Source organism: Pedobacter sp. 01N416, from assembly GCF_056399685.1.
In genome coordinates, this window is sequence record NZ_JBFTRT010000131.1 from 1 (window position 1) to 10,260 (window position 10,260).

Below are 10,260 nucleotides of genomic sequence, written 5' to 3' on the forward strand. Positions count from 1 at the left end.
CCCTGAGGTAATCAAAATAATAGAAGAACACAATTATTTTGGTTTACCAAAAATGAAAGAGATTATTGCAAAACTACAGGAAGAAGCACCGCCTACAGGTGCCGACCCGGAATAGGTAAATTATTAACTAGAGTAAATCCATATGCGTGTTATGAGTTTACTATTTAAGCTTCTTAATTACACTAATGGTGTATACCAGTAAATAGGAATACACCATTTATCGTTTCAGTTAGCTAACCAGCAACTTATATTATCGCACCCTCGGTTTATACTACCAAAACCATATTTATCCGCAGCCAAAACCCATACTAAATGCATTATTTTGGCTGTTGATATTTATTTATCCGCAGCCAAAATTGTATATTTTAAGTATATTCTGGCTAAGGATAATTTTATTAATAGGGCGGGTTATATGGCCAAGAACCACAAGCCACTCACCAATAAACCCGGTAGCAGCGGAAATCCTTTTTATTGCATAAGTGCACCCCTCCTATTCTTGCTGCTGGTTGCGTAAAATTTGCAATAAAAAGATTGGAGTGCATAACGGGGCTACAGCGCCCACGGAGACATGAATGTTCGTTTTCAAATAAAAATGCACAACTAATTGCAGCCTAGCCCAAACCTGCCGATGAAAATCGGAACATGTAATAGAAGGTATTTTTAATAGTCGAAACAAAAAACATTTGTCCTTCGACAAGCTCAGGATGACAACGTTTTTTGTTCTTCTAATTTGCAAAATAGCCCCCAACCCCTACAAAATTATGAGGGAGTTGGAGGCTACAAATAAGGTCTTCGACAGGCTCAGACTGACATTTTTAAAAAAAAATCAACTAAAAGCCGAAACCCTCTGATACAACTTCCTGTACCTTACTTTTACGGAACTCTTTCATTGATTGTGGCTCTTTGGCCTCAAGCGTGGCAAAATCTACCACACCCGTTCTTTTTGCCCAGTCGAAATAGGCTACCGATAACCTGCTCACCACATCGTGGTTTTGCCTGGCTACGTTGGTGATTTCGCCACGGTCGGTTTCTAAATTATACAGTTCCCAATTGTAGCCTGGCCAGGTAGATACCAGTTTCCATTTGCCAGCACGCACTGCACGATTGCCTGCACGTTCCCAAAATAGCGGTTCATCGCGTTTCAGTTCGTTATCTTTACCAAACAATACCGGCAACAAACTTTTACCGGCCAATGCATTGGGTGTAATGCCCTGATAGCTTTTAGGATAGGTAGCCCCGGCCAGATCGTAAAATGTTGGGGCAATATCGATAATATGCCCGGTGCCTTTTTTAATACTGCCCGCTTTAATTTTAGCGGGGTACCAGGCAATAAACGGCGAGCTGATGCCACCTTCGTACATGTAATCTTTAAAGGCTTTTAATGGCGAATTTGAAGCATAAGACCAGTTTTTACTCTGCGACTCGTACGAACCAATGGTACCTACAGGGCCCGAATTGCGCACCGCACCTTTATACCATTTTACCAGATCTTCTGCAGGGGCACCATTATCAGAAATAAACAGGATGATGGTATTTTTATCGGCGCCGGTTGCTTTTAACTTATTTAATACCTGGCCAATGCCCTGATCTAAACGATCGACCATGGCGGCAAAAATCTCCATCTTTTTGGCCCACTGGCTACGCTGATCGAACGATAGTTTGTTCCAGTTGTAGATATCGGCATCTTTTTCAGAGACCGTAGAATTACCATCAATAATACCCAGTTCTTTTTGCTTTTTAATTCTTTCGGCACGGAGCACATCCCAACCTTTATCGTAGCGGCCTTTGTATTTGGCAATATCTTCTGGCAGTGCATGCAGCGGCCAGTGCGGCGCGGTATAGGCTAAATACAGGAAGAAGGGTTTGTCTTTAGCGCTTTGATCTAAAAAGTTTACTGCATTCTCGGTAATTACATCGGTTTGGTAAAATTTACCCGCTTCTAAAGGATAGGGTTTCCCGTCAATGGTGTAGGCACGCTTTTTACCCCCTTCGTAATCGCCCTGATCGAAATAACTTCCATTTTCGGACATCATTACGTGATCGAAACCACGCTGCCAGGGAAAACTCACTTCTTTACCGGCAACATGCCATTTACCCGACATTAAAGTATTGTAACCCTGGGTTTTTAAAACCTCTGCCAGGGTAAGCGATTCTTTATTAAGATAACCCTGATAGGCCGGAAGCCCAAGATCGTTGGCGAAATACCCCACTCCTGCTTTATGCTGGTACTGCCCTGTTAATAAGGAAGCACGGGTTGGCGCACAAATGGAATTGTTATAAAATTCTTTTAACCGAAGGCCCTCGTTGGCGAGACGATCTAAATTGGGTGTTTTAATTTCTGAGCCATAGGCGCCAAGATCTGAATAACCCAAGTCATCGGCCAGGATAAGGATAATATTAGGCTTTGACGGCCTGGCATTTTGTGCAAAACCCTGTATGGCCAATAATGCGCCTACACAGGTTAATATAACTTTGTTCATCTTTTTCTTTATTTAATGCTAAAAATTCTGATTGCCTCTATTATTTCCTTGTGCAGGCCGGGCGGGTGCGGTTTTAAGCAATTCGTAATCTACTACCCCATTTTCTGCAGCCCACTTTACATAAGCGGCTTTTAACTGTGCTACTATTTCGGGGTGTTGAGCGGCTACATCGGCATTTTCGGCCCTATCTTTTTCGATATCGAAAAGCTCATATTTTTCGGTTAAACCTGCCGGAGAAACGAGTTTCCATTTGCCCCACCGTACGGCTTTGTTGCCACCACGTTCCCAAAACAAAGGTGCAGCSCGCTGAACGGTATCGGTTGATCCGCTAAGTAATGGCAACAAACTTTTACCAGCGAGGGCATTGCTGGTTATGCCGTTTAACTGTTTTGGATAATTGATACCCGCCAGTTCGTAAAAAGTTGGGGCAAGATCGATCAGGTGACCTGTGCCTTTGGCAATTGTTCCGGCTTTGATTTTATTCGGAAACCAGGCAATAAAGGGTGCACTAATGCCACCTTCGTACGGAGCACCTTTATAATTACGGAGTGGCGAGTTACCCGTTTGCGACCAATTGCTGTTCTGCGTTTCGTAAGATCCGGCTGTACCAACGGGCCCAGTGGTGCGTTGGGTATAAGGTCTGGTACCATTGCCGCCCTGAGCACCATTATCTGAAATAAAAATGATGAGGGTATTTTCGTCCTGCTTAAGTTCCTTTAATTTAGCCAGCAAACGGCCAACACCCTGATCTACATGATCGATCATAGCGGCGTAAACTTCCTGGCGGGTTTGCCAATATTCCTGTTCATCATAAGTTAATTTGTTCCAGGGTTTTACCTGGTCATCATGCACGGCAATTTTCTGATCACTACCGATAAGGCCTTTTTTAATGGCATTGCGGTAACGTTGTACGCGTAGCGAATCCCAACCTAATTTATATTTGCCTTTATATTTGGCAATATCGGCAGGAAGTGCCTGAAGTGGCCAGTGCGGTGCATTGTAGGCCAGGTATAAAAAGAAAGGCTTTTTAGCTTTTTGCTGATCGTCTAAGAAACCCAGGGCGTTATTGGTAATCTCTTCAGTTAAATATTTTCCTGGTTCAAGAAAATACGGTTCGTTATCTTTAACCAAGGGTACGGTTTCAGTTCCTTTTTCTCCGATTTCGTAATAATTGCTGGCGCCACCGATAAAGCCAAAGAAATGATCGAAACCGCGTTGGTTTGGCCATTGGTTCCGATCGTCGCCCACGTGCCATTTACCCGCCATAAGTGTGGTGTAACCGCCTGATTTAAGTACCTCGGCCAGGGTAAGCGATTCGCGGTTCAGAAAACCCTGATAGGCTGCCAGCCCAAGGTTATTGTTAAAAAAGCCAACACCAGCTTTATGCTGGTACTGCCCGGTGAGCAACGATGCCCTGGTTGGTGCACAGATCGAATTGTTGTAAAATTCTTTCAGCCTTAAACCACCTGCAGCGAGTTTATCTAAATTGGGGGTTTCTATTTCAGTTGCCCCGTAAGGGCCAATATCTGAAAAGCCAAGATCATCAACCAGTACCAGTACGATATTGGGTTTTTGCTTTTTCTGGGCCGAAGCAACCTGTACAGCCAATAAGCCAAAAGCCAACAGGCATGCTTTCGCTATGGGCAAAGTGGAATATTTTTGTTTAAAATTCATGTGATTAAATTTTATTATCCGAAATAAGACGATTAATAGTTTACCCAATCTGGGTTCTGTTTTAATTTAGGGTTGAGGTTAAGCTCGCGTTGCGGAATAGGGAAATGGATGTGGCGCTTGGCCGCTAAAGTTTTTCCGGCTGCTTTGAGTGTGGCTACGTAATAATCGGCTCCTCTTCTGGCCAGATCGAACCAGCGCTGGTATTCGAAAACCAATTCCTTTCTGCGCTCCTGAAAAACAGCATCTCTAAACTGATCTACAGTTAATGCCGGAGAAATATCGGCCAGTTTAGCAATACCTGCACGCTGGCGTACTTCATCTATTGCGGCATAGGCTGCTGCATTTGGCCCATTATTTACTTCATTTAAGGCTTCAGCATAAATTAAAAGTACTTCTGCATAGCGGATAATGGGTAAATTTTTAGAAGACTGCGATTGATTCCCTACCACTGCCGGATCGTAATATTTATTAAACTGCGGCGAAAAAGTGTATAACTGACCATTTGTAGGGCTTACCATCTGCGTAACAAAGGTTATGGCCTTTCGGGTATCGTTATCGGCAAAACTGGTATACAAACCGCCAGCGGTGTGCAGGGCATCGGCATAATCGCCATTAATACCGGGCACATCTGCCGGGGCCGAACGGCTGGCCAAACTGTTGCCCTGAAAACCTGCGTTACCTACAAACTGTGCYGAGAAGATATGCTCTTTACCATTTTTGGTGGCTACATTAAACACATCGGCAAAATTTGCAAACAGTGAATAGTATTTACTATCGATTACCTCTTTACTTTTTTGTAAGGCATTTGCCCACTCTTTATGGGTAAGGTATACTTTTGCCAACAGACTTTTGGCTGCGCCTGAAGTTGCCCTTCCTAAATCTTTGCTGCTATATTCTGCCGGTGCAGGTAGCGATTCTGCATCTTTTAAATCCTGAATTATCTGTGCATATACCGCAGCCTCGGGCGCATTGGGTACATATAAATCTTCGGGTGCTAAAGAAGTATTTTCGTGCAGTACAATGGGTACATCGCCAAACCAACGCACCAGGTTAAAATAATGTAAAGCCCTTAAAAACTTCGATTCGTTAATTAAGCGTTTTCTAACAGTTGAGCTAATTTTCGCCTCATCAATCAAAGCAATTTTATCGATGGCAATATTTGAAGCATTAATGGCATCGTAACTTTGTTTCCACAGCTGCTCCATCCTATCGTTCGATGAATCGTGAGTTAAGCCAGATATGGCCCTAACGTGTGCATTTCTGGCCCTTGGGCCTGCTTCATAATCGTCGGTAGCCATTTCTACCCCAATCTGCATTAAACTGTTGTAAAGCGATTGGCCACTTTCGTAAAGTTTACGGTAATTGGCCGTAACAGCAGAAACCGCCTGACCTTCGTTTTGGTAAAACTGTGCAGTAACAAGCACAGCATCGGGATCTTCTTCTAGCTTGGAGCAGGCCGAAAGTGCTACTGCTAAAATGGATGCATATATTAAGTTTATCTTTTTCATTGCGATATAGATTAAAATGTTAATCTTAAGCCAGCCCTAACCGATCTGGCGATGGGGTAAATCCCGGCATCAGTTCCTGGCGATACATTACTTCCAGAGGTAATTTCGGGATCGAAGCCTGAATAGTTTGTCCAGGTAAGGAGGTTCTGCCCGGCTACATAGAAATATACATTTGATAACTTTGCCTTAGCAGCGATCTTTTTTGGCAAGGTATAACCCAGTGATACATCTTTTAACCTTAAGAAAGAACCGCTTTCGATAAAACGATCGGAAAACACAGGTGCAGGATCTAATTTGGCCCTTGGAATGGTTTGACTTGGATTACTTGGTGTCCACCGGTTTAAAGCGGTAGCTGAGGCATTTTGCTGCCCGGTAAACAGCTCCAGGGTTTGCATATTCGAGTTTAAAATACTGTTGCCATACGAGCCTTGTATAAATATTAACAGATCGAAACCTTTATATTCAAAATTATTGGTTACGCCAAAAATGAAATCGGGTTGTGCATTGCCAATAATGGCTTTATCTGCAGCGGTTGTAAACAAACCATCGCCATTAATATCTTTGTACAATCTATCGCCAGGTTTTGGCACGGCGCTACCCGTATATTTACCTTTAGTAACTTCTTCACCAGTTTGCAGGATTCCATCGGTTACATTACCATAAAAGCTGCCTAAGGGTTCGCCAACTTTTACAATGTAGTTCCCGCTGATGTACGACTGTGCGCCATTACCAATACTCAGCACTTCATTCCGGTTAACAGAAAAGTTTAAATTGGTATTCCAGATAAATGCGCCGGTAAGGTTGCGGGTATTCAGGCCAATTTCAAATCCTTTATTCAATACCGATCCATAATTCTGTAGCGATGTACCATAACCAGTTGTCCAGGGGATCTCTACATTTAATAATAAATCTTTGGTTTTCTTGTAATAACCATCTAACGTTAATTGGACGCGGTTGTTAAAAAAGCCGATATCCAGGCCAGCATCGTATTGATGGGTAGTTTCCCAGCCCAGTTTATCGTTCGCAATGCGGTTAGGTGCAAAACCCATGGCGGTGGTGCCACCAAAAACATAGTTGAGACTGTATAAAGTTGCCAAAGACTGGTATTGACCAATCTCCAGGTTTCCTGTTGTACCGAAACTGGCACGGACCTTAAGCTCACTGATTGTTTTTTGTAAGGACTCGAAAAATTTCTCATTACTGATTTTCCATGAAGCTGCTGCCGAAGGGAAGTAACCCCATTTGTTTCCTTTCCCAAAACGGGAAGAACCATCGGCACGGATGCTCGAGGTTAAGAAATAACGGTTATCGAAACTGTAATTTACCCTGGCCAGGTAAGAATGTAATACCCATCTCGTGGCATCAGAATAAGGCGCTACCAAGGTTGCACCACTTTGTAAGCTGTTAAAGGTTAAATCGTCGGTTACAAACTTCTGGGCATTTGCCCTGGTGGTTTCACTGGAAAATTCCTGTTGCGTAAAACCGATTACAGCATCTAAAGCATGTTTACCAAAAGCTTTATTGTATGAAAGGGTATTCTCATTTAACCAGGAATAGGAATTATAAGTTCCCTTTCCGGCAGAACCACCAATGGTACTTCCTTCATAAATGGTTGATGGGATATAATTCTTCTCATTTACACTATTTACATCAGCACCAAGCAATACTTTTAAATTCAGTCCTTCAATAATAGTGTATTCTCCAAATGCTGTTCCCAAAAATTTATTGGTGGTTGATTTATTAATTTGCTCTTTTAATGAGGCAATAGGGTTGGCAAATATATTTTCGAAAGGATTACGGAGGGTGTAAGCACCAGAAGCATCGTAAATGGAAGCAGTAGCAGGCATAATCAACAGGCCATTGATGATCCCCGAGGGAGATACATTGGCATCGGCCTTACTTCCGGTAATACTTGCACTTACTTTAAATTTTTCGAAAGGCTGGGCATCTACATTGGCCCTGATACTGATCCTCGAATAATCGGTGTTCTTTAAAATACCGTCCTGATCAAAGTAATTCCCCGAAATGAGATAACGTGTTTTTGGGTTACCGCCACTGATGGTGAGTTGATTGTTTTGTGTTGGTGCACGTTCGAATGCTTCAGCCTGCCAGTCTGTTCCCGCTCCTAACTGATCAATCTGCGCCTGACTCAAATACTGGAAACGGCCTTTGGTTGGGTCGGTATCGTACAAAGCATCGTTCCGGAGCAAAGCAAAATCGTGTGCATTTAAGAGGTCTAACTTCTTTCTTAACGATTGCGTACCATAACTTCCTTCATAGGTAACCGCACTACGATCTGCTTTTCCTTTTTTGGTGGTGATGATCACGACACCATTAGCTCCCCTCGAACCATAAATAGCCGTTGCAGAAGCGTCTTTTAGAATATCAACCGTTTCAATGTCAGAAGGATTAATACTGGCCAAGGGATTAAGTGGCGTACCACTCAACGTGCCTGCCGAAGCCGAACTATTGTACAAAGGAAATCCATCAACTACATATAAAGGTTCATTTCCGCCTTGTACAGAACTTCCGCCCCTTACACGGATACTTACGCCACCACCCGGCTGACCGGATGTTTGGGTAACCTGCACACCGGCAGCAGCACCCTTTAACAATTGATCTACCGAACTTAAGGGTTGTTTCAATGCCGACTTAGAAATGGAAGAAACGGAACCTGTAATGTCGCTTCGCTTCTGCGTGCCATAACCCACTACCACCACATTATCAAGTTGGTTGGCAGCTTCTTCTAGTTTAATTTCAATCGGACTTCCATTTGCTATGATTTCGATGGTTTTATAACCAATGTAACTTACTGTTAGGGTATAAGGAAACTTCTGTCCGGTTACGAACCTAAATTTGCCTTCATTATCGGTTGCTGCAGAGTGGGTAGTTCCGTTAATGCGGATCACTACACCTGGGATTGGCTCTTTAGTTTTCGAATCGGTAACCAAACCGCTGAGGGTAGAGTTAATGAGCGGTACGGTTTGTGCTTTAACCGCAATTGAAAAAATAAATTGAGCGATAATCAACATTCCTAAATGGCGCAAGGTGCGTAAGGAACGGACTGATAATCTGGATCGAACAGGCTTTTCCTGCCCGAAAACTGGTAACGAGACTTGCGAAGCCGACCCATAGGGCCACCTGACTTCTTCAAATTTTTGCATACTTTTGTTTAGGGTTAAGTGGTAAATTGATTCAGGTGCCAACGCCAATTGAAGACCTGTTTCGATGATTTAATCCAGGGGAGATACATTTGTGTTTCCCCGTTTTTATATAGTTTAGTTTATAAAATTCTTATATGCTATCCTCCTATTGTTTAATGGTTTGTTTTTCCTTTATCAATACCATGCCTGCTCATTTCTTTCCAAATGAATTTTGTTCTGCGTATCTGTTAAGTAATATCGGATCTGGCTTGAAAAAACCAGACAAAGGAATGATTACAAGAGATGTCCTGTAAAATAAGGCAAGGTTCATAATAAGGGTGTAAATTTGGTTTTTGACTAGTTAAGTCAAAGCATTATTGTTGAGCGTTTGGCCATTTAGAAAGCCATTTTACTATAAATTTATGCGCAACAACAACGCATTCGCATTGATTCGTGGTAATTCGAACAGTAGATAGCGTAGGTAGAAAATGAAAGAAAGTAAAATTTATTCATATCGTTATTTGCAGGTGGCAGGCAAATATAATATTTAATTCTATAAATCCTATAGAATTTATAGATTAATAAAATTTTATTTACTCTAGATTGTTCAGTATAAGGATTTAACGTCTTAAAACATTCCTCTAATTAAGGTTAAACAAAAAATGTCGAGAAAACACGATATGCATCTCGACAATCCAAAATAGAAGCTAAAATACCTCTACTTACCTACTTCTATAATTTTAAAGCTTCCAGGAATACGATGTGGACGTTGGTTGGCATCCGTACTTTTTTCGAAGGCTGCCGTTGGCAGAAAAAGGTGATGACTAGTCAAATCAATGGCAATGGTTCTTGCTCCTACTTCTGTTTTTACAGTTTCCTGTACAATAAACTTATTAGCTGAAACCTCTTTTACCACTGTTATGTTGCCTTCTCCATTAGCACTGTAAGCTAATTTAGTAGCCGGATCGAAGACTACACCATCACAATTATTACCAATCGGTAACGAGGCAATCTGTTTGCCTGTTTTGGCATCCAGAATAAGCATCACTTTGTTGGCACAAACCGTAAACAGTCTTGATGTTACACGATCGATAGCTAAGCCAGATGGCTCTTCTCCACCCTTTAGCTTGTACCTGGATAAAACTTTATTGGTATTTGTATCAAAACAAACAATTTCTCCGGTATCTTCAATATTTACATATACTTTTCCTTTCCCATCTGAAACCCCAGCTTCGGGTTTGCCACCTAAGGGAATCGTTGCGATAACCCGATCAGTTTGTGGATCGATAATGCTGGCATCACTACTTTTGCCGTTGAATACGATTACTTTTTTGCTATAATCATCAAAGAAAGTAGCATCAGGATTCTGCCCTACTTTAATTTGCGTCGATACAATGAAGTTATTCAAATCGAAAACGGTACAAGTGCCTGCTTTGCCATTAGTGGTGTACCCTT

5 protein-coding genes are annotated in these 10,260 nt (G+C 42.2%); all 5 read right to left on the reverse strand.

The window, feature by feature from the left end:
- Positions 1-830: 830 nt before the first annotated feature.
- Positions 831-2,480 (reverse strand): arylsulfatase, encoded by a 1,650-nt coding sequence (locus tag AC1DND_RS09330; RefSeq protein WP_477581044.1) that lies wholly within the window; start codon positions 2,478-2,480, stop codon positions 831-833.
- An 18-nt stretch (positions 2,481-2,498) separates the two neighbouring features.
- On the reverse strand, positions 2,499-4,154 hold the full coding sequence (locus tag AC1DND_RS09335; RefSeq protein WP_477581046.1) for an arylsulfatase: 1,656 nt from the start codon (positions 4,152-4,154) through the stop codon (positions 2,499-2,501).
- A gap of 32 nt (positions 4,155-4,186) precedes the next feature.
- The gene (locus AC1DND_RS09340; protein ID WP_477581048.1) at positions 4,187-5,662 is read right to left on the reverse strand and encodes a RagB/SusD family nutrient uptake outer membrane protein; all 1,476 of its coding nucleotides are present in this window, start codon (positions 5,660-5,662) and stop codon (positions 4,187-4,189) included.
- An 11-nt stretch (positions 5,663-5,673) separates the two neighbouring features.
- On the reverse strand, positions 5,674-8,826 hold the full coding sequence (locus AC1DND_RS09345) for a SusC/RagA family TonB-linked outer membrane protein (protein ID WP_477581050.1): 3,153 nt from the start codon (positions 8,824-8,826) through the stop codon (positions 5,674-5,676).
- A 697-nt stretch (positions 8,827-9,523) separates the two neighbouring features.
- Positions 9,524-10,260, reverse strand: a 737-nt coding sequence (locus tag AC1DND_RS09350; RefSeq protein WP_477581052.1) for a YncE family protein, incomplete at its 5' end; no start/stop codon positions are given.